The 20,219-nt window shown below is 69.4% G+C and carries 24 protein-coding genes; 8 read left to right on the plus strand and 16 right to left on the minus strand.

Annotation, left to right across the window (positions count from 1 at the left end):
• The first annotated feature begins 103 nt into the window (after positions 1 to 103).
• Together DI276_RS15235 and DI276_RS52975 are read left to right on the plus strand one after the other, a co-directional pair.
• Entirely contained in the window at positions 104 to 682 is a 579-nt protein-coding gene (locus DI276_RS15235; RefSeq protein ID WP_157984717.1) for an RICIN domain-containing protein, read from the plus strand.
• Positions 683 to 823: 141 nt separating this feature from the next.
• Positions 824 to 946, plus strand: a complete 123-nt coding sequence (locus DI276_RS52975; RefSeq protein WP_269814261.1) for a hypothetical protein — start codon at positions 824 to 826, stop codon at positions 944 to 946.
• Positions 947 to 960: 14 nt separating this feature from the next.
• Here DI276_RS52975 and DI276_RS15240 read toward each other — a convergent pair whose 3' ends face one another.
• Genes DI276_RS15240 through DI276_RS15250 form a run of 3 tightly spaced genes read right to left on the minus strand, consistent with a single transcriptional unit; the run spans position 961 to position 3,368 of the window.
• Entirely contained in the window at positions 961 to 1,860 is a 900-nt protein-coding gene (locus DI276_RS15240; protein ID WP_157984718.1) for a universal stress protein, read from the minus strand.
• Positions 1,861 to 1,870: 10 nt separating this feature from the next.
• Positions 1,871 to 2,290 carry a CBS domain-containing protein gene (locus tag DI276_RS15245; RefSeq protein WP_112263995.1) on the minus strand — a complete coding sequence of 140 codons (420 nt, stop codon included), beginning with the start codon at positions 2,288 to 2,290 and terminating at the stop codon, positions 1,871 to 1,873.
• A 52-nt stretch (positions 2,291 to 2,342) separates the two neighbouring features.
• Positions 2,343 to 3,368: a TerC/Alx family metal homeostasis membrane protein gene (locus DI276_RS15250; protein ID WP_112263996.1), complete on the minus strand. Its 1,026-nt coding sequence runs from the start codon at positions 3,366 to 3,368 to the stop codon at positions 2,343 to 2,345.
• Positions 3,369 to 3,556: 188 nt separating this feature from the next.
• Between DI276_RS15250 and DI276_RS15255 the strand changes: the two genes are divergently transcribed.
• The gene (locus DI276_RS15255; RefSeq protein WP_112263997.1) at positions 3,557 to 4,534 is read left to right on the plus strand and encodes an RNA polymerase subunit sigma-70; all 978 of its coding nucleotides are present in this window, start codon (positions 3,557 to 3,559) and stop codon (positions 4,532 to 4,534) included.
• 45 nt (positions 4,535 to 4,579) lie between these two features.
• On the opposite strand, the gene DI276_RS15260 is transcribed toward DI276_RS15255, so the two are convergent.
• The 3 genes from DI276_RS15260 to DI276_RS15270 form a co-directional block, all read right to left on the minus strand.
• Positions 4,580 to 5,167 carry a GNAT family N-acetyltransferase gene (locus tag DI276_RS15260; protein WP_112263998.1) on the minus strand — a complete coding sequence of 196 codons (588 nt, stop codon included), beginning with the start codon at positions 5,165 to 5,167 and terminating at the stop codon, positions 4,580 to 4,582.
• Between the two features lie 167 nt (positions 5,168 to 5,334).
• A complete protein-coding gene (locus DI276_RS15265) occupies positions 5,335 to 5,685 on the minus strand; it encodes a hypothetical protein (protein WP_112263999.1) in 351 nt (116 codons plus the stop codon).
• 25 nt (positions 5,686 to 5,710) lie between these two features.
• On the minus strand, positions 5,711 to 5,989 hold the full coding sequence (locus DI276_RS15270) for a hypothetical protein (protein WP_112264000.1): 279 nt from the start codon (positions 5,987 to 5,989) through the stop codon (positions 5,711 to 5,713).
• Between the two features lie 52 nt (positions 5,990 to 6,041).
• Between DI276_RS15270 and DI276_RS15275 the strand changes: the two genes are divergently transcribed.
• Both DI276_RS15275 and DI276_RS50870 read left to right on the plus strand, forming a co-directional pair.
• Complete coding sequence (locus DI276_RS15275) at positions 6,042 to 8,186, plus strand: DEAD/DEAH box helicase (RefSeq protein ID WP_112264001.1); 2,145 nt, start codon at positions 6,042 to 6,044, stop codon at positions 8,184 to 8,186.
• 208 nt (positions 8,187 to 8,394) lie between these two features.
• Entirely contained in the window at positions 8,395 to 9,006 is a 612-nt protein-coding gene (locus DI276_RS50870) for a hypothetical protein (protein ID WP_198680648.1), read from the plus strand.
• A 42-nt stretch (positions 9,007 to 9,048) separates the two neighbouring features.
• Here DI276_RS50870 and DI276_RS15290 read toward each other — a convergent pair whose 3' ends face one another.
• Positions 9,049 to 9,843, minus strand: coding sequence for a PIG-L family deacetylase (locus tag DI276_RS15290; protein WP_198680649.1), 795 nt, complete (start codon positions 9,841 to 9,843; stop codon positions 9,049 to 9,051).
• 68 nt (positions 9,844 to 9,911) lie between these two features.
• Between DI276_RS15290 and DI276_RS15295 the strand changes: the two genes are divergently transcribed.
• Positions 9,912 to 10,706, plus strand: coding sequence for an SDR family NAD(P)-dependent oxidoreductase (locus DI276_RS15295; RefSeq protein ID WP_112264003.1), 795 nt, complete (start codon positions 9,912 to 9,914; stop codon positions 10,704 to 10,706).
• Here DI276_RS15295 and DI276_RS15300 read toward each other — a convergent pair.
• The 9 genes from DI276_RS15300 to DI276_RS15335 form a co-directional block, all read right to left on the minus strand.
• Entirely contained in the window at positions 10,692 to 11,441 is a 750-nt protein-coding gene (locus DI276_RS15300) for a GH12 family glycosyl hydrolase domain-containing protein (protein ID WP_112264004.1), read from the minus strand. The genes DI276_RS15295 and DI276_RS15300 overlap by 15 nt on opposite strands.
• Positions 11,442 to 11,647: 206 nt before the next feature.
• A complete protein-coding gene (locus DI276_RS15305; protein ID WP_112264005.1) occupies positions 11,648 to 12,688 on the minus strand; it encodes a cytochrome P450 family protein in 1,041 nt (346 codons plus the stop codon).
• Positions 12,685 to 13,464, minus strand: a complete 780-nt coding sequence (locus tag DI276_RS15310; protein WP_112264006.1) for a phosphotransferase — start codon at positions 13,462 to 13,464, stop codon at positions 12,685 to 12,687. The genes DI276_RS15305 and DI276_RS15310 overlap by 4 nt, the downstream gene beginning before the upstream one ends.
• On the minus strand, positions 13,461 to 14,645 hold the full coding sequence (locus tag DI276_RS15315) for an MFS transporter (protein WP_112264007.1): 1,185 nt from the start codon (positions 14,643 to 14,645) through the stop codon (positions 13,461 to 13,463). Before DI276_RS15315 ends, DI276_RS15310 begins: the two co-directional genes overlap by 4 nt.
• Entirely contained in the window at positions 14,646 to 15,440 is a 795-nt protein-coding gene (locus tag DI276_RS15320; protein ID WP_112264008.1) for an SAM-dependent methyltransferase, read from the minus strand.
• Positions 15,433 to 16,464 (minus strand): radical SAM protein, encoded by a 1,032-nt coding sequence (locus DI276_RS15325; RefSeq protein ID WP_112264009.1) that lies wholly within the window; start codon positions 16,462 to 16,464, stop codon positions 15,433 to 15,435. The genes DI276_RS15320 and DI276_RS15325 overlap by 8 nt, the downstream gene beginning before the upstream one ends.
• A 64-nt stretch (positions 16,465 to 16,528) precedes the next feature.
• Positions 16,529 to 16,705 carry a hypothetical protein gene (locus DI276_RS49930; protein ID WP_157984719.1) on the minus strand — a complete coding sequence of 59 codons (177 nt, stop codon included), beginning with the start codon at positions 16,703 to 16,705 and terminating at the stop codon, positions 16,529 to 16,531.
• Between the two features lie 33 nt (positions 16,706 to 16,738).
• Positions 16,739 to 17,041, minus strand: a complete 303-nt coding sequence (locus DI276_RS15330; RefSeq protein ID WP_112264010.1) for a PqqD family protein — start codon at positions 17,039 to 17,041, stop codon at positions 16,739 to 16,741.
• Positions 17,038 to 18,099 carry an aKG-HExxH-type peptide beta-hydroxylase gene (locus DI276_RS15335; protein ID WP_157984720.1) on the minus strand — a complete coding sequence of 354 codons (1,062 nt, stop codon included), beginning with the start codon at positions 18,097 to 18,099 and terminating at the stop codon, positions 17,038 to 17,040. The genes DI276_RS15330 and DI276_RS15335 overlap by 4 nt, the downstream gene beginning before the upstream one ends.
• Before the next feature lie 629 nt (positions 18,100 to 18,728).
• On the opposite strand from DI276_RS15335, the gene DI276_RS15340 reads away from it, so the two are divergent.
• Both DI276_RS15340 and DI276_RS15345 read left to right on the plus strand, forming a co-directional pair.
• The gene (locus DI276_RS15340; protein WP_112264012.1) at positions 18,729 to 19,685 is read left to right on the plus strand and encodes a hypothetical protein; all 957 of its coding nucleotides are present in this window, start codon (positions 18,729 to 18,731) and stop codon (positions 19,683 to 19,685) included.
• A gap of 154 nt (positions 19,686 to 19,839) precedes the next feature.
• Positions 19,840 to 20,214, plus strand: a complete 375-nt coding sequence (locus DI276_RS15345) for a hypothetical protein (RefSeq protein WP_157984721.1) — start codon at positions 19,840 to 19,842, stop codon at positions 20,212 to 20,214.
• Positions 20,215 to 20,219 lie beyond the last annotated feature (5 nt).

Consider the following 20,219-nt stretch of genomic DNA (forward strand, 5'->3'; position numbering starts at 1 on the left):
GAGTGTCCGTGACCTGGACGATCCGGTAGTCCTTCTGTCCACAGTGGAGGATTCGGCGTTCGGCGGGATGTTAGCGTTAACAGTCTTGCCGCTGACGCGAGCTGTGAGCCGTCAAATCTCCGGGCTGTTCCAGTACCAGGGCCAGTGGTACGTCGCGTACCACAAGAACGCCCTTGAGGGCGGCGGCAACCACAAGAGGTCGGTTGTGATGGACCGGCTCTTCCACAACCCCGACGGCACGATCCGCACGGTGACGCAGACCGCGGGCGGTGTGGGGCCGTTCGCCACGTTCACCGCACAACACAGCGGTTTGCGGCTGGACACGGCGGGATCAGCGGTCCAGCAGGCGACCCCGTCGGCCGCGGAGTCCCAGCAGTGGCAGCTCCGTGCGAAGCCGGGTGGCCACGTCGAGGTCATCAACCGGGCCACCGGCTCGTGCCTGGACGTGTCCGGCGGTTCGGCCGCGAACGGCGCGAGCGTGCTGCAGTGGCGCTGCCACGGAGGCGTCAACCAGCAGTGGACCGTGCGCACTGTTGACGCGACCACCGTGTCACTGGTCAACCGCGCCAGCGGCAAGTGCCTTGACGTCCCCTCGTCCAGCACTGCCAGCGGGACCAAGCTGATCCAGTGGACCTGCACCGGCAGCACGAACCAGCGGTGGACCTCCCGCCCCGTGAACTGATCCTGACCAGACTGGAGTGTCAACGGCGACATCGGGGACGACATCAGGCCTGTCCCGCCGGGGCTGACCGGGCTCTCGCCGCTGGCTCGCGCCGCCGATCCTCAGGCAGATCTGTCCAATCTGGTCAACCTGCGGTTCGGCATGTTCAACCGCTCCAACCTCGGCATCTTCACCGGTGAGGAGTGGGCGGCGGGTGGCCAGAGCCCGGCGAGGTTCGCTCCGTCCTCTGTGGACTGCACGCAGTGGCGGCTGATCCGATTCTGACTGGCCGAGCTGACCTATCGCTGTTGAGAGTCGTCGTGGTGCACCACCGCGACTGAGCACGGCGCCTGGTAGAGCACGGCGTGGCTGACCGAGCCGAGCAGCGCCCGGCGGAGGAGGCCACGGCCGTGACTGCCGACCACCAGCAATGCGGCATCCTTGGCCGCGTCGAGCAACGCGTGTGCCGGTCCGTCGAAGGACACGACTCGTTCGACGTGGACGTCCGGGTGACGCTCGTGGTGGCCGGCCAGGCAGCGGGCGATCAGCGCGTCGGACTCCCCGCGCACCTGGTTCCAGTTGTAGTCCCACTCCCGCAGCGGGGCGAGGGCGTCAACGGGCAGATCGGCCCACGCGTGCACGGCGAGCAGGTCGCGTTGGTGCCGTGCGGCGTACTCGAAGGCGAAGTCGATGGCCTTCGCGCCGGTCTCCGATCCGTCCACTCCCACCACCACGCGGCCGTCGCGCGTCGCATCGTCGCGGACGACGACGACTGGACGTTCGCAGGAACGGGCCAGATCTGCCGGGACGGATCCGAGCAGGGCTCGAGCCAGTCCGGAGTGTCCGGACGAGCCGACCACGATCAGGTCGGCGTCGCGACCGGCGTGCCTCAGCACCTCTGCGGGGTTTCCGTGCTCGAGGCACGTCCGAACGTCCACATCGGACCACTGCCGCTCGCATTCGGCGGCCAGGTCGGCCAGCCGGCTTTCGGTGCGGGAGCGCACCGCCTGGTCGCTCACGGCCTCGGGCAGTGGCATGGACATGGGCGTGTACACCAGCTCGGGCACCGGTCCGCGCAGTGCGTGCACGATGACCAGACCGCAGCCTCGGCTCGACGCCTCGTGGGCTGCCCACCGGGTGGCCTGCCGCGCCTGCTCGGAGCCGTCGAACCCGACCACGACCGCACGGTCGCCGGGCATCACGACCGCCTCAGCTGTTCTCGGGTGCGGCGCTGATCTGCCCGAGTGCGGAGTTCGGGTCCTGCTCCACGGCCGCGTCGCCGAGCGACAGCACACCGACGAGCTTGTCCTTGTCCACCACGGGAATGCGGCGCACGGCGTGCTCGCGCATGCGCGCCACCGCGGTGTCGAGCGTGTCGGTGAGGGCCGTGGTGACGACGTCGTCGGTGCACACGTCGCGCAGGCAGCAGTCGGACAGGTCGTCGCGTTCGGCCAGTCCGCGGACGACCAGATCACGGTCGGTGACGATGCCGCACAGCCGGTCGCCGTCCACCACGAGGACGTCGCCGATGTCGTGTTCGCGCATCGCCTGTGCTGCTCGGCGGACTGGCGTGTCAGGGGAGAACACGACCGGATCAGGGGTCATCAGTTCTCGAACGAGCTGAGCCATGGGGGCTACCTCCTTCGCACGTCACCGGCTACCCGGCGTGCGTGAGGTGGAATCATCGGTGCTCACGGGCTTCCTCCGCCCTCGCTCGGCGGGCGCGCAGGGAACCGGGGTGCGCTTTGGCCGTGGGATCGCGTTTCGTCTTGACGAGGCTGGCCACCGTCACGATCAGCAGCACGACGGCGATCACCGCGAGGCTGAGCAGCGTCGGGACCTCGGGGACGCGCTGGTCGAGGTCTTCGTGGGCCCAGTGCAGGATCAGCTTGACGCCGATGAAGGCGAGGATGATCGCGAGTCCGGTGGACAGGTACACCAACCGGTCCAGCAGGCCCTGCACCAGGAAGAACAAGGCGCGCAGGCCGAGCAGGGCGAAGGCGTTGGCGGCGAAGACGACGTAGGGCTGCGCGGTGATGCCGAAGACCGCGGGAATGGAGTCGAGCGCGAACAGCAGGTCGATCGTGCCGATGGCGATGAGCACGATGAACAGTGGCGTCACCTTGCGGCGGTTGCCGGCGTGGGTGACGAGCTCGCCCTCGCTGTAGTTGTCCGTGACGGGCAGGACGCGGCGCGACGTCTTGACGACGACGTTGTCCTCGATGTCGGGATCTTCGTCGCGGTGCCGGTACAGCTGCACGGCCGTGTAGATCAGCAGCAGCCCGAAGAGCAGGAACACGAAGGAGAACAGCGACAGCAGCGTGGCGCCGAGCGCGATGAAGATCGCGCGCATGACCAGTGCCAGCACGATGCCGAAGGTCAGCACCTTGTGCTGGTGTTCTTCCGGTACCGCGAAGGTGGTCATGATGATCACGAACACGAACAGGTTGTCGACCGACAGGCTCTTCTCGACCAGGTAGCCGACGAAGTACTCGGTGCCGGGCTGGGTGCCGTAGCGCAGCGTGAACCAGACCCCGAAGCCGGCCGCGATCGCGACGTAGAACACCGACCACGCGGCCGCCTCGCCGAAACCGACGCGGTGCGGGCGCGCGGCCGCCACCACCAGGTCCGCGACCAGCAGCACCACGACGAAGCCGACGGTCAACGCCCACGTCAACACGCTGATGTCGAGCTGCGCGGCACTCAACGGACCGCCCGCCCGGAGAACGACCTTCGGGTGTCCCGTGCGGACATAGCAGCCTTTCCGTCGGCGATCAGGTGCCTCAGGTGTTCCCACAGCCCGTGGACATCAACCTCGCGGGCAACCGATCAGAAATCCTCCGCCACGTCGTCAGTTCTGGCAGCCCCCTCACACCGGTGAAAGGATTGCCGACCATGACCGACGCCAGACCGCTCGGCGCCGACGAGGCCGCCTTCATCGCGGTGGCCCGCTCAGGCAATGCGGCGCAGTTCGCGCTCATCACGGAGCGCCACCGGCGTGAGCTGCAGGTGCACTGCTACCGGATGCTCGCGAACTACGAGGACGCCCAGGACATGACGCAGGAGACGTTCCTGCGAGCGTGGCACAAGCGGGAGTCGTTCAAGGGCCACGCGGCACTGCGGACCTGGCTGTACCGGATCGCGACGAACGTCTGCCTCGACTTCCTGGAGAAGCCCACCCCCGTGGCGTCCGAAGTGCTGCACCTGCAGCCGTACCCCGACCGCATGCTCCCCGAGGACCCGCAGGAGTCGGTGGTGGCGCGGGAGACGATCGAGCTGGCGTTCATCGTCGCCATCCAGCACCTGCCGCCACGGCAGCGGGCGGTGTTCATCCTGCGCGACGTCCACGGCTGGCCGGCGTCGAAGGTCGCTGACGCCCTGGAGCTGACCGTCGCATCGGTGACCAGCGCGCTGCAGCGGGCGCGCGTGACGATGCGCGAGCAGCTGCCCGACCGTCGCCTCGACTGGCGGAGCCCCGCCACCCACGAGCTGTCGAGCGACGAGCGCGACGTGGTGAAGTCGTACATCGAGGCCCATGAGCGCAACGACCTCGCCGGGCTGACGTCCCTGCTGCGCGACGACCTGCGCTTCGCGATGCTGCCCGAGCTGGGCGCCGCGAACATGACGGCTCAGGAAGCGGTGGACGGCTGGGTCTCCGGTGGGCTCTTCCAACGCGGCCACGACGACTGGCGCGGTGTCGCCACGACGGTCAACCGCATGCCTGCCGCCGCGCTGTACCTCCGCGCCCCCGACGACCAGGAGCACCGGCTGTTCGCCATCGCGGTCCTGCGCGTCGTCGACGGGAAGATCGCCGAGCTAACCGGGTTCGACGCCGGCGACAAACCGTGGCTGGCCCTGCCGCCGACCCTGTGAACCGGCCGCTTCGCGTGGTCTTCGTTGCCTGCGTTCACAGTAATTTCAGTGCAGGTTGAACTCAAGCGTTCCGGCTGAGGGCCGCCACTCGCGCCTGATCAGCCCGTACACCCACGAATCCGATACGTCGCCGTTCACGACGCAGTCTTCCCGCAACGTCCCTTCACGTACGAACCCGAGCTTCTCCAGCACGCGGGCAGATGCCGCGTTGCGCGTGTCGGCCTCGGCCTGGACGCGGTTCAGGTCCAGCGCGTCATACGCCCACCGCAGCACGGCGCCTGCGGCCTCCGTCGCATAGCCGTGGCCCCACGCCGCGTCGTCGAGGACGTAACCCAGCGATGCGCTGCGGTAGTCCGGGTTCCAGCTGGTCAGACCGCACCAGCCGATGAACGTTCCGTCGGTCGCACGGTCGATGGCCAGCCGCGCCCCGGTGCCCTCGTCCGCCATCTGCCGGCACGCCGCGATGAAGCGCTCGGCGCGTGCACGTTCGCTCCAGGGCGGCGAGTCCCAGTAGCGCAGCACGTGGGCGTTGCTGTGCAGGGCGAAGAGAGCGTCCCCGTCCGCGTCGGTGAAGGGACGCAAGCGAAGGCGGGTGGTGTGCAGCGTCGGGGTGGGCAGCGGCACGGGCGTCATGTTCTCTCCGGTGATCGGTGGCCGATCAACCTGGCACGCCGCACCAACGACTCACAACGGGTTTTCCCGGCTGACCGTGTTCACTCATCGGCACGAGCGGACACGGTGCGATCGGCGTGGGGCTCGTGGCAGCCGCAGTGGTGCCGTAGACGGCCTTGGCGCACTCGTCACAAAGCAGCAGCTTCGATGACGGCGAGCGCGTCTCGGTTCAACTGGGCCGACTCGTCGTCGTGGAGTGCTTCGCACACGGCAATGCTCTTGCGGGCTTCATCGGCTGCGAACCGCCATTGAGCGCGGGTCAATCGGATGGCGATGATCTGGTTCATGGGCGGCCAATCCCCGTTCACCCACGGAACCTGGTCCCAGCCCGCCTGCCGGATGGTCTGCCCGATGTGCATGACCTGTTCGTCACCGTTCTGAGCGGCAAGAGCCACGACGTTGTCGACGCCGGCGTCGATGCCCGCCCAGATTCGTGCGGACATCTGCAGCGTCACCGGTTCGTCCAGGAGACCGTCCATGGACGGCATCCTTCAGCGGAGCCGATCAGCGTTCAAGATCTGCGGACTTGCTGGACACACGCGGACGCGGCAGGAAGCCGCTGATCGCGCTGTTAGGGCAAGTGGGCCCGTCCGCATCGTTGTGCCACATGCCGTCCCGGCCGGCCCACGACGCGCCGGCGACGACGTAGCCATTGCCGACGCGGGTGTCGTTGCTGTCGTGCAACGAGATCGCCGTCCCGCTCGCGTTCGGCGTCGCCCAACCCTCGACGACATCGGCAGTCGCTGCGTGCCGCGTGGAGAGCGAACACGGCGCTCCGGCCACCGACGACCCGCCTGGTTTCGGTACTCTCGGGCCGCCTCACGAAAGGACACGGGTGGACGACTCGTCGAAGGTCGGCAGGCATGCCCGCGCGGTGCTGGCCGCCGCGAAGGCGTTCCGCGCCGAGGCAGCGGGGGTGCGCGCGGAACCGGAACGGCTGCTCGCGCTCGCCGCCGCGCAGTACCAGGCGGTCCGGGACGCGCTGGTGGCCGACCAGCTCCGCGCCATGCCGGTGGACAAGCTCCGGGACAAGAAGGCGAACCTGCGGCTGAGCAAGCTGAAGGCCGCCGGGTATCGGACTGTCGCCGATGTCGCCGAGGCGCGCGCGGAACAGCTCGACGGCGTGCCCGGCGTCGGCAGGCAGTCCGCCGAGCAGATCGTGCGGGTCGCCCGCGCCTTCGTCGACGGTGTCGCGCGCGAAACGACTGTCCGGCTGAACCCCGACCGCGCTGACCGCGACCAGACCGCGCTGTTGCAGCTGATGTCCAAGCTGCGCAGGGCGAACCAGCTCGTCGGTCCGCTGCACGAGCCGCTCGGCGACGTGCTGGGCAGGGTCGACGCCGACGTGCGCGCCGCGTCCCGGGCCTGGAGCCGGGTGCGGATGTTCTTCTCGTTGCGGAAGAACCGGCAGGCCGCGATCGATGCGCTTGGTCGGCTCGAGGCGTTGCTGGCCAGTCGCGACGTGGCGGCGTTGCGCGCGGTGGGCACACAGCTGCGCGTGCCGGACCTGGATCATCGCGCGCTGTGGCGTGACTACGAGCTCGACGCGGCCGCCTACAACACGCTCCTCGCCGACCTCGCCGGTGCGGACGCGTTGCCGGATCGCAGTGCCGCCAAGGGTTTCGTGCCGGCCGACATCGAGCACGAGGTCGACGCGACCACACTGGACACCAGCCTGCTGAAGGTGTCGCTGCGCGGCTATCAGGTGTTCGGGGCCAAGTTCGCGCTGGCACGCAAACGCGTCATCATCGGCGACGAGATGGGACTGGGCAAGACGATCGAGGCCATCGCGGTGATGGCCAGTCTCGCCGCCGGTGGGCGGCGCGGGTTCCTGGTGGTGTGCCCGGCTAGCGTCGTCGTCAACTGGGTCAACGAGATCGCCAGGCACAGCGACCTCGTGCCGCACCGGATGCACGGCGCGGGCCGTGACGGCGCGGTCGGCGAGTGGCTGGCGCAGGGCGGCGTCGGCGTGACGACGTTCGGCACGTTGCCGAAACTGGTGCTGCCCAAGAGGTTCCGCCCGGCGCTGGTCGTGGTCGACGAGGCGCACTACGTGAAGAACCCGGACACGCAGCGCTCGCAGGCGGTCAACACGATCGTGCAACGCGCGGAGCGGGCCGTGCTCCTCACCGGCACGCCGATGGAGAACCGCGTCGAGGAGTTCCGCAACCTGGTCGGCTACCTCCAGCCGAACGTCGCGGCCCGCACGGGCGCCATCGACGCCGTGGTGGGAGCGAAGGCTTTCCGCCGCGTTGTCGCGCCGGTGTACCTGCGGCGCAACCAGGAGGACGTGCTGGGGGAGCTGCCGGAGCTGCTGGAGATGGAGGACTGGGTCGAGTTCGGCAAGCAGGACCGGCGTGCGTACCTCGACGCGGTGCGCAAGGGGAACCTGATGGCGATGCGCCGCGCTGCCTACGCGCCGGGCACGCCCCGCGGCTCGGCGAAGCTGGAGCGGCTGCTGGAGATCATCGACGAGTCGCGGGACAACGGCTGGAAGGTCGTGGTGTTCTCGTACTTCCACGACGTGCTGGACACGGTCGCGAACCACGTCGAAGTCTTCGGTCCCCTGACCGGCGCGACGTCGGCGCAGAGCCGTCAGCAAATGGTGGACGCGTTCACGGCGTGCGAGGACCACGCGGTGCTGCTGGCCCAGATCGAGGCGGGCGGCGTGGGCCTCAACATCCAGGCCGCGTCCGTGGTGATCATCGCCGAGCCCCAGTGGAAGCCGAGCACGGAGGACCAGGCGATCGCCCGTTGTCACCGGATGGGCCAGGTCCGCAAGGTCCACGTGCACCGGTTGCTGGTCAAGGACAGCGTGGACGCACGGGTGCAGGAGATCCGCGACCACAAGACCCTGCTGTTCGATCACTACGCGCGCGAGAGCGACACGAAGCACTCACACGCGAGCGCATTGGATTCAGCGGTGTCGGTGGAACAGCGAGTGGTGCAGGCCGAGCAGCAACGCCTCGGTCTGTCATGATGCCCGCTGACCTCGGCGGACGCACCGGTTATCACGTTCGGTAGCAACACGGTCACCAGCAGAGATGTGACCATGAACACTGGGTTGGGAGGTCGCCGTGTTCATTTCGTAACATGGCCCGCCGTGTGAGCATGCCCCTGTCCCCGACGCAAGGTGTTCCCGAATGCCGGGCCGACATAATACGAATACGAAGCAGTTACCCAGCCGGATGCTGCCCATCGCCGTCGCCGTCACCCTCGGCGCGGGCCTGGCCGCGACCTACTGGGTGGTCGGCGGTTCCGGCCAGCAGATCGACCCCACCGGCGCGGCCGCCAACCTGGCCGCCACGTCTGCCAGTCAAGTCACGACCTCGACCAGCGCGCCGTCCTCCTCATCGCCTCCGGTGACCACCACACCGCCTCCGGTGACCACGACCCCCGAGACCACCACGCCGCCCCCGCCGCCCCCGCCTCCTCCGCCGCCGCCCTGCCCGACCACCCTGGACGGCGTCAAACCACACGTGGCCCAGGTGGGTCACCACGTCTCGGGCAAGTTCGGCGTGGACGACATCGGCGGCGCCGCCGGCCGCGCCGGCTCTGGTGACCATCCCCTCGGCCTGGCGCTCGACTTCATGGTCGACACCGCCACCGGCAACGCCCTGGCCGACTACGTGCTGGCCAACCGCCGGGCCTTCGGCGTGAGCTACGTGATCTGGCGCCAGCGCTACAACGACGGCAGCGGCTGGAAGCCGATGGAGGATCGCGGTAGTCCCACCGCCAACCACATGGACCACGTGCACGTGTCGTTCCAGGCGAACGCGACCGTCAAGGTGACCTGCTGATCTCTTCCAGCGGCCACCGCGGCTGAGGCGCGGGTGCTCCTCTCACCCGAGACCGGCGAAGAGGTCGGTCTCCGGAACAGGTGATCCCGTGGTGTCCCGCGCCCGGATGAAGTCCTCGACCCCGAACGCCTCGGCGAACTCGGCCGGTGGCAGCCTGCCCGCGATCGACGAGGAGAGCTGGGAGGCGTGGCAGTGCAGGGCGGCGCGCTTGCGGTCGACGACCGCGCGGGTGTCGATGGTCGTGGTGATGCGCCGGTCGACGTCGTCGAGGCCGGTGGGCACGTTCCGGTGGACTCCGACCGAGGCGGCCACTCGGATGACGCGTTCCCAGTACGTCCGGCCGTGCGCCTTGAAGTAGAGCTTGGCCGCCACCCCGGACTCCTCGAACGCCGCTACCGCGACTCGTGCGGCGTGCAGGTGGTCGCGGTGCTGCGCGGTGTTCTCGGCGTCGTAGGTCACGACGACCTGCGGCTCGTAGTGCTCGATCAGCCTCGCCACCCGGTCGGCGGCCGTGGACACCGGCACGTCGACGAAGGCGCCGCGCGGTTTCTCCCACGCCGCGATGCCCGAGTCGTGGTAGCCGAGCAGTTCGACGTCGGTCACCCCGAGGACGCGGCACGCCGCTTGCAGCTCGCCGAGCCGGTGCGACGCGACCCGTGCGGGATCATGCGCGGGGGTGAACGGTTCGGCGCCGCCCGGTGCGTCGCCGAGCTCGCCGTTCGTGCAGGTCACGAGCACGATTCTGGTGCCGAGCGAGGCGTAGTGGGCCAGGATGCCGCCGGTGGACGTCGACTCGTCGTCGGGATGGGCGTGCACCGCGAGCAGCGTTCGGGTCATGGTGTCCAGTCTCGGGCCAGGTCAGGGCAGTGACATGATCATCCCGGCACGCTCGCAGCCTGGGAGGTATGACCGTGGTGGAACGACGGGTCGCATTGGTCACCGGCGGAGCGTCCGGCATCGGTGCCGCGACGTGCGTGGCGCTGCACGAGGACGGGTTCGACGTCGCGGTGCTGGACCGCGACGGGCGCGGTGCCGAAACCACGGCGAAGCGTTGTGCCGAAGGGCTGGCGCTCACCGCGGACCTCCGCGACGAGCGGGCCGTGCACCAGGCCGTCGCGGACGTGATCGCGTGGCGTGGGCGGCTCGACGTCGTGGTCAACGCCGCCGGAGTGCTCCACCGGACCGGTTTGGCCGACACCGACGCCGAGACCTGGGCGAGGGTGCTCGACATCAATCTCACCGGCGCCTTCCGGGTGTGCCAGGCAGCGCTTCCCCATCTGCTCGACGGTGCGGCGGACGGGACCAAGCGGATCATCAACATCGGCTCGTGCGCCGGGGAGATCGGCTACGCCTATCCCGCGTACACCGCCTCGAAAGGCGGGATCATCGCACTGACCCGGCAACTCGCCGCGGAGCTCGCGCCGCACCGGATCACCGTCAACGTCGTCAACCCCGGCTTCATCCGCACCCCGATCAACGACGACGCCTTCACCGATCCGGCGCAGGCGCGCCGCGTCGCCGAGCGCATCCCGTTGGGCCGCATGGGACATCCCGAGGAGGTGGCCGCCGCCGTCCGTTTCCTCGCCACGCCGGCGGCCGCGTACATCACCGCCGAGACGATCCGGGTCGACGGCGGCCAGACCGCGATCGGCGCGGTCGGATCCCCGAAGCAGACCGGGGGCGGCTCAGCCGCTGACTGAGGCCGAGAAGTTGTTGACGGCCAGGCCGACGCCGCCGTTCCACGGTTCGAACCCGGCTTGGATGCTGGTCAGGTACCAGGAGTTCGTGATCGCTCCGCGGGCGCGCACGTCGTTGATGAAGTCGAGCACGTTGAACGACCACGAGGTGATCGCCGACGGCGCGACGTAGGAGATGACGTTGTTGGAACCGTTGCTGCCGCGCCACACCTGCCAGCTGCGCCCGCCGATGTTGGTCGTTCCGACCGCGCTGCCGATGGGCTGGATCGGGCCCTGGCGCTGGAACCAGATCATGATCTCCATCTGGTTCACGCCGTTGGTCTTCGGCGTCGGATCGAGCCAGATGTCGTACGAGGCGTTGTAGGTGCCGCCGGCGAACCGGTAGTTGATCGACGACGTGGCGCTGCGGATCCGGCTGACCTGCATCGGCAGCGTGGAGCCGGGGGAGCAGTTGGTGTAGTGGCAACCGAGGAACACCGACGGGTACGACACCGGCGCCCCGTTGGTCGGGGCCGAACCCTGCTGAGTGGTGATCTGGAAGCCGGACGACGTGACGTTGATGCACTGCTGCGCCGAGGTGCCCCACCGGTTGTTCTGAACCACGTAACGGCCCTGGATGGTGGTCGAGCCGTATTGGTCGCAGATGGTCACATCGGCCTGAGCCGGACTCGCTGTCGTGACCAACGTGCTCGCGAAGAGCAAGCCGGCAGCAGCGACGGCACGGACGGTCCTTCGCATGATGACTCCTCCAGCAGACTATGGGAGCGCTCCCAGAGTATCGCCGTGTCAACTGCAGGGCAGATTTGTCGAACGAGTTCGCGGACGTTCCAGGAGCAGAAGAAAATGGCCATTCCGGCGTCCGCCAAGGCTTTCCCGTCTTTCTTCGGACATGGCGCGGACCGTCGAACGTCAGGTCGATTCGACGGCGGAAATCCGCGTCGACGTCACCACGTGACGGGAAGCGATTCCACGCCGTAGATCACCGATGCGTCGTACGTGCGCAAGTCGGGGGTGGCTGGGCGAACGGGGAACAAGCCGTTCAGCACCTCGTCCAGTTCGGTGCGGGCCAGGTGCTGGCCCAGGCACTGGTGCGGGCCGAAGCCGAACGCCACGTGCCCGGCACCGGGTGGGCGGCTCGCGTTGGCGGCCGGCAGCGAGACCACCACGCCCTCGCCCGCACGCACCGGTACGCCGCCGATCGACGTGTCGGCGACCGCCACTCGGCGCGGGCCCGTTTGCACCACGCTCCAGTCGGCCAGCAGGTCGTCCACCGAGCGGGACGGGTCGGTCAGGCGGGACAGGACGGCCAGGCCGATCATGCTCGACGTCGTCTGCACGCTCGCGGCCACCACCAGGCGCAGGTTCACCACGGCCTCGTCCTCGGTCAGCTCGCCGGACGCGACCAGTCTGCCCGTCAGGTCGTCGGCCGGACCGCGGCGGACCAGCGCCCGCAGCCTGGCCAGGAACGCCTTCTCCGCCGACGCCAGCGACGAGCGCGGGAACGTGCGGTCGTGCAGGTGCCGGGCCGCAGCGATCGTCGCCGGCACCTCGGACTCCGGCACGCCGATCAGCCGCAGGATCACCGCCTGCGGCACCGTCAGCGCGACGGTCGGGATCAGGTCGGCGCCGGGGCCCTGCGCTCGCAGGTCGGCTACCGCGGACGCCACGCAGGACGCGATCAGAGGTCGCATCCGTTCCACTCGGTGCACCGAGAACTCGCCGGTGAACATCCGCCGCACCCGCCGGTGCGCCGCGCCGTCCAGCCTGATCATCGAACCGCCGGTGCTCGCGCCGCGATGGCCGGGGCCAGCCGGATAACCGGGCAGGCTCGGATCGGCCGAGAGCAGCGGGTCGGACAACGCCTCCCGCGCGTCCTCCCAACGAGTCACCAGCCAGGCTGCGGAGCCGTTCTCGGCGGCCACCCGCAGCGGCGGGCCTGGCCGGTGCAGATCGGTGGCCACGCGGTACGGCTCGTACGTCCTCACGTCATCGCCGCCAACAACAACGCGCGATGCTCGGTCACCCAGTGCACCCGCGCCGCGATCCGGTCCGGTGCACCCGCCTCCCAGATCCGCCGGTACTCCTCGTGACCAGCGGCGACCCACTGCCGCAGCAGGCGCAGCTGCAGGTCCTCCGCGTCGAGCACGGCGTCCAGCACGTCCGGCCGTTCCGCCGCGGGCAACCCGTAGGCGTCGCAGAACGCGCGCAGCCGCTCTCCCGTCACGAACGGCGCCGCCGCGGCGCCTTCCGGGCCCTCGCCGCGCAGCGGCACCCAATGCCGCAGCGCGCACGCGATCTCCCACACCCGCGACGCCGGTGCCACCAGGTCGAAGTCGATCAACGCGACCGGGCGGCGGTCGCGCAGCACCACGTTCGACCGCACCAGATCGCCGTGGCACAGCACGGAACCGCTCCACCGCGCCGGAGTGCGCTGATCCCAGCCGTCGTCCGCGAGCACCGGAAAAGAAGCGCAGGCGTCGTGGAACGCGCGCACCAACCGGGCGACCGACGCCAGCAAGGAGGAATCGAACGCCCACGACGGCAACGGTGGCAGCAGCACCTCGCCGTCGACGAACGTCAGCACTTCGTGCCCGTCCACCACGCCCAGAAACCGCGGCGCGCCAACGAATCCGACGTCCTCCAGGTGCCGCAGCAACCGGTGCACGGCCGGACTGTGCGGCCGCAACGGCCGGCGCACCGTCTCGCCGACCCGCAGCACCTTGCCGTAGTTGCTCGCCCCTCCCGCCAGCACCTCGGTCATCGCCGCACCATCCACCCCGTCACCACGACCAGCACCACCAGCAAAGCCCCCGAACCGAACCCGACCGGCCGCGCGCCCGCCGCCTCCAGCAGCACGCCCGCGACCGCCATCGACGTGATCTGCCCGCACGCCGCCAAGCCCTTGGAAATCCCGATGACCCGGCCGCGCACGTCGTCCGGCGCGCCCATCAGCAGCTTCCCAATTGCCGCGTTGCCGCACGCCGCCGAGCAGGCGCCGGCGAACAGCAACCCCGTCGCGAGCCACAGCGTCGGCGACTGGCTCACCAGCACGTGACAAACGCCTTCCACCGCAAAGGAAACCGGTGCGATCCGAGTCGGTCGCACCCGTGCCAGCGCCGGCAGCCGCCCGATCGCCACACCGCCGACGAGGTAGCCCGCGCCGAGCGCCGAGTACAGCAACCCGATGCCGAACCCGCCGGCGTGGAACGTGTCGAACGAGTACGCGGTGATCAGCACGCTCAACGCCCCGCCGGCCAACGGCCACACCGCGCTCAACAGCACCGACAGGCGCAGCCCCGGATCGGCCAGCGCGGGCAGCGCCGCCAGCAGCCGCCGGTCCCGTTTCTCCGCACCACCGCCAGGAATCCCTCGTGGCAGACCCAGCAACAGCAACGACGACAGCAGGAACGACGCGCTGTTCGCGACGAACGCCCCGGACGTGCCGATCAACGCCAGAGCCGCGCCGCCCGCGAACGACCCGACCGCCATGATCAGGCCGAACATGCCCTGGTCGAGACCGTTCGCCCACATCACCCGGTGCTCCCGGACGAGGTGCGGGATCAACGCGGACCGCGCGGGCGTCGACAGCGCCGACAACGCCTCCAGCAGCGCGACCAGCGCGATCAGCAGCACCAACCCGTGGCTGAACACCATCGCGAGTGCCACGATCATCCGCACCAGCCCGGACACCACCAGCACGTCCCGGCGCGGCAGCCAGTCGGCGAGCACCGCGCCGAACGGCGCCGCCACGATCGTCGCCAGCATCCGCGCCACCAGCACGGCCGACACCGCGTAGCCCGACCCGGACACCTGGTACACCAGCGCCAGCACGGCGACCCGGTTCAGCTGGTCGCCGACACCGCTGACGAAGTCGGACGCGAGCAGCCGGGCGAACCGCGGCTCCTCGCGCAGCCGCGGCACGTCGCCCACGTGCCCGCGCATCTACTCCCCAGGTCCGACCAGGCCGAGCTCGGCGAGCATCTCCCGGTCGGCGACGCGCGGCCCGAGCGGCGGCACGTACAACGTCGACATGCCCGGATGCAGCGGCAGTGCGGAGATCGGCAACGGCTGCGCGATCGGCGCGACGCTCGGGTACTGGGCCGCGAGGTAGGCGACCACCTCGTGGTCCGGCCCGTAGTGCTCGGCGAGCACCCGCGCCAGCACCTCGTAGTTCGAGCGTTCGTGTCGCGGCTGGTAGTCGCGGTGCCCCAGCGCGTCGAGCTGCCACAGCACCAGCCCGGCGGACGTGTCGAACCGCGGCCGGTAGACCAGGAACGGGGTGGCGTCGTAGCTCTGCCACCCGGCGACGCCGGGATCGACACCGAGATCGGCGAACAAGCAGTCCTCCGCGGACACACCGGGCAACATGCGTGCGGTGTACCCGTTTTCGCGGGCTCGCCGCACCATTTCCACCCCAGGGGTGACGTACACGGCCGGGTGACCGTAGAACGCCGCACACACCCGCTGTCCGCGGCCCAGCTCCTCCAGCGCCCGATCAGCCATCATCCGGTAGGTCACCCACCGGTCCCGGCCGGGCGCGTAGAACGACGTCAGGTCGAACTCCGCGGAGTTGAGCGAGCGCAGCCACTGCGGCATCCCGGGCGTCTGCGTGGCGTGCAGCAGCACGTCCGCCTTCTCGATCGCCTCGCGCGCCTCCGTGGTCAGGTGCGACACCAGCTTGATCCCGGTGCCGACCACGGTGAGCACCGCGTCGTCCTCGAACTGGTGCTCAGCCACGGTCGACCACCGGCAACATCCGCGTGCCCGGCAGCACCGTCACGTCGATGTCGTGGTAGTTCATGTTGGGGCAGTAGGGATCCGCGCCGTCCCAGCGACCGGTGAACGTGTACGCGCTCGATCGGCAGCCGCCGGGGCTCAGCATCCGGTTCTTCGTGCACTCAGGACAGTCGCCCTCGATCGGCTGGGAGCGCAGCTGTTCGTACAGCGGGTGGCCCCAGGTCTCCAGGAACGGCACCTCGCGCACGTTGCCGTAGTTCGTCATGCCGCGCAGGTACGGGCAGCCGATGCTGTCACCGGTCGAGGTGATGTGCGCGTTCACCCAGCAGCAGTTCGCGTCGTGCGGGTGGAAGCCGTTCATCACCCGGAACCCGTCCGGCACGTCCAGCGCCGCGATCGCCTCGATGATGTCGAGCGGCCGCGGCGACAGCTCGGCCCAGTTCCGCTTCGCCGCGCCGATCGGGTACAGCCGCAGCAGCCCGAGCTCCTCTGCCTCGAGCTCCGTCCCGAACTCGACGTAGCGCTGCAGGTGCGGCACGTTCAGCCGGTTCACGATCGCGGCCGGGATCACCGGGACGCCCTCGGCTCGCAGCAACCGCGCGCCCGCCCAGGTCCGTTCGAACGACCCCGGCACGCCGGTCAGGTGGTCGTGCATCTCGGCGTCCGTGCCGAAGAAGTCGATCACCACCCGGCCCAGCCCGATGTCGGCGATCTCCTTCGCGAGCTGCGGTGTCATGGTGGTGGCGTGCGTGCGGAACCACAGCAGGAACCGCTTCTGCGCATACCGCAGCAGGTCCAGGAAGTCCGGCCGCAGCAACGGGTCGCCGCCCTCGAAGTACAGGTGCACGACGCCGTTGTCGGCCAGGTAGTCGATCTGCTGCTTCCACTCGTCGAACGTCATCTCGCCGGGAGGCGAGGAGCGGCTGCACTCGGTGTAGCACTGCTTGCAGTCGAGGTTGCAGATGTTCGTCACCTGGCAACCCACCACGATCGGTGTCTCGAGCGTCATCTGCGGCTTGGTCATCCTCGCCCCTCCCAACGGGTTGTGCGCTCCCGAGAGGGCCGGCTCCTCTCGGGGCGCGTGCAACTCAGCCCGGCGTTTCTTCCTTGCCCGGCTTGACGATCTCGTCCACCAGGGACGGGTTGAACGCGACCTGCGACCCGGTCCGCAGTGACGGCTCTACCCGGTGCACGACCGAGGACTCGAGGCCGCGCTTCTTCAACTGATCCTTCAGACCGCTCAGGCGATCTTCCTGCTCACGCATGGAACTTCACCTCCTTCGTTGCGAATCGACTGATCAACCGGTCTCGGCGATGATGTGCTGCTTCCGGAGCGTGGCAACCGTGTCGGCGAGCAGCTCGCGTGCCTGTTCGGGCTCGACGCCGGTGTCGCCGACGAACTCGACGAACGCCTCGGCCAGCTCATCGCGGGTGCGGCCGGGGCACAGTTCGAGCACCGTCCACGCCGTGGTGTTGAGGTAGTGCAGGTCGGGGGAGTGCGGGGTGTAGACGAGCGCACCAGCCCACTCCGGCAGCGGCCGGATCCGCACGTCCGGCTCCAGCGCGTACACCGTCCTGACGGGCGCCTGCTCGATGGTCATGAGGCCTCTCCGATCTGTTCGAGTTGCGCGGCGAGCCCCTCCGCGAACCGCGCGCCGTCCGGGCCGAGGTCGGTCCACAGTGGACCGAGGAGTGCGTGGGCGAGGTAGCCGCCCTTGTCCAGGCATCGGTCGAACCGGGCGCGTGCCTGCGTCAGTTCGCCCGAGGTGAGGACGTCCGTGCTGCCCGCCGCGGCGAACCACAGCGCGGCGAGGTGCACGTAGACGTGGAACGCGGCCAGCGCGCGGTCGACCGGCCAGGCCAGCCCGCCACCGGACTCCGCGCCGTACCAGGGCGGTGTGATGGTCTTGGCCGGGTGCTCGGCGTACAGCCGCCGGTACAGCGCCAGCTCGTACAACCGCAGGTGCGTCGCCTCGTGCAGCACTCCCTCCGCGGCCGAGAGCCGGTCGCTCAGCGCCCCGCCCGCGAGGAACACCGCACCGGGCACGGCCGCGTTCGAGGCGCTCAACGCCCGATCGGCTGGCCGCACCACCGCGACGAGGTGCACGTGCTCGGCCACCGACGCGGCCAGTCTCGGCACCAGCGCGGCCAGCAGATCCACGCCGGCGCGCAGCACCGCCACCTCGGGTTCCATCGGTGCGTCGATCGCGGCCGGCTGCTGACCCTCGCGCACCAGATCAGCGCCGATGGTGCGTTCGAACCGCTCGCACACCACACGGCACGACACCCGGCGCGGATCGGGCACGAGCAACGGCAACGTGCGGCCGTTTCCGGGCGTCCCAAGGGGAATCACCTCGCCCTCGGGATGCGTCGGCGGCGACGACCACACGAGTGCGGCGACCTCTTCGAGCACCGCGTCGTCGGTGTCACCCTTCAGCAGGTCGGCGACGGCGATGCGCACCGCCGTCGACCGGAACGCGAGGTCGGTCCACTCCGGGACCCGGTCGAGCGCCTCGATCAGCACTGCCGCGGCCGGGATCCGCCCGGCCAGCACGTCCACGCCGAAGCTCGTCCAGTTCTCCGCGACCAGCGCGGGTATCCGGCTGTCGGCGAACTCCGAACCGTCGGTCAGTCGCCTTTCGAGTTCAACGGCAAGCACAACGCCCCCGAGTGAAAAGAGTGAATGTGACCCCTGCCTCAGTCTTAGACCTGCATGACGGTGAGTCGCAACCCTGCCGATGAATGCCGCCTGGTTGGCGCAATTCGGCTTCCATTGCCACCCGTTCAGCGCAATGGTGCTGCTTTCCGTGGTCAGTCCGCCCACTCGATCGGCGCAGTTAAACATCGGGCGAGGATGGGGAGAAAACCGCTGTTGAGGCGGCCCTCAATAACAGAAAGCGACGTTCCGCGGTGGTGACCAGCGCACTCAATCGCAGCCAACGAATCGGTCATGACCGGGCCGACACACTTGCCGCGCAATCACCAAGCACACGATGCGCCTGGGCTTGCTTCCGTCGCACCGCCGCGGATCTCGCGGTGGCAGCCGCCCCCGGCGCGACCACGAGAACAAGGAGAAAGCAGATGCGCGGTGGACTCAGACGAGTCGCCTGCTTGTTGTTGGCTTTCCTGACGATAGGTGCCGGGACCGTCGGCGCCTCGAACGCCGAGCCTTCGATACTGGCCGCTTGGCATTGGGCGGACCAGGGGACGCCGGGTAACACCACGGTGGCCGAGCGAGTCGGCACGGTGTCCATGCGGCCCCCAGGAGGTAGCGGGCCGGACAGTCGGGTGCACGCCTTCGTTCGCGGGTCCGACGGAAACCTGTGGCTCAACTGGTGGACCGGCTCGTCCTGGCTCTGGACCATTCTCGGCGCCCCCGCCTCCGGTGTCGCCGGCGGTGTGGGTGTCGCCCGGATCGGGGACGGCTACCAGGCGTACACGTTCGTCCGGGGCGGCGACGGAAACCTCTGGCGGAACGTGTGGAACGGCGTCAGCTCGACCTGGACCAACCACGGCGCGCCCGCGGGTGGAGTCGCCGAGGGCATCGGTGCCATCACGGTGCGGGACGACCCCAACCGGCCTGAGCGCGCGTTCGCGTACGTTCGCGGCAACGACGGGAACCTCTGGATCCACTCGTGGACGGGCAGCGCCTGGGTCTGGTCCAACCAGGGCACGCCCAGCGGCGGTATCACCGGTGCGGTCGGCCTGACCACGGTGAAGGACAGCGCGGGGAGCCAAGAACGCCCGTACGCGTTCGTGCGCGGCGGAGACGGCAACCTGTGGCTCAACTGGTGGTCCGGCAGCTCCTGGGTCTGGTCCAACCAGGGCGCGCCCGGCGGCGGCATCGCTGCGGGCGTGGGAGCGACCGCCGTCAGGAACAGCTCGGGAGGCGCCCAACGCCCATACGCGTTCGTCCGGGGCGCTGACGGCAACCTGTGGCTCAACTGGTGGAGCGGACGCGCCTGGGCGTGGTCCAACCAGGGCGCGCCCAGCGGCGGCGTCACCGACGGAGTGGGCGCGTTGACGGTGGACAACGCGCGGCCCTACGCGTTCGTGCGGGCCGGTGACGGGAACCTGTGGGTGCACTGGTGGACCGGCCGCGCCTGGAACTGGGCGAACCAGGGCAGTGCGGGCAGCGGCATCGCGGGAGGGATCGGGACGACGATCGTGGCGGAACCGTCGCACCGTCCGTACGCGTTCGTCCGCACCAACTCCGGTGGCCTCGCAGTCAACTGGTGGGAATGACGGTCATCTCGTGAACCAGTAGCTCGCGCGCTATCGGCCGGTTGCACCGGCCGGTAGCGCGCCCTTGTGGCTTCGGTGGTGCCAAGACCGTCGCCCCCATGCCTGACCGTTCGGGCATTGTGTCTTGCGACGCACGCCGCCGATGCTGGGCGCTGTGGTGAAGGAACGGATTCCAGCGCCTGACGGGCGTCATTGGTTCGCCTTCGAACCGTGGACCGACGACACGAGGCTGAGCCGTCTTGTCATCGGAGATGCCGATGGTCGCGGCACTTTCTCGTCCGCCGTCACGTGGCCCGACTGGTTGCCGCTGGACGCCGCCTGGGACTCCGCCGGCCGCGTCTGGGTCTCGTCGGGGGACACCGGAGTCGCCGTGTTCCTCATCGAGGACGGCACTTGGCGGCGCTATGCCTGGGAATCGGGCGACACCACGGATCGCGCACCTCTCCTCGACATCACCACGAACGAGACGATTCCGTGGATCGACGCCGCACCACCTGCGCAGTTGCGGCTTCGGGGCAACAATGCGTAAGCACG

Origin of the sequence: Lentzea terrae (assembly GCF_003265345.1) — a bacterium.
In the GTDB taxonomy this organism is placed as follows: domain Bacteria; phylum Actinomycetota; class Actinomycetes; order Mycobacteriales; family Pseudonocardiaceae; genus Lentzea; species Lentzea terrae.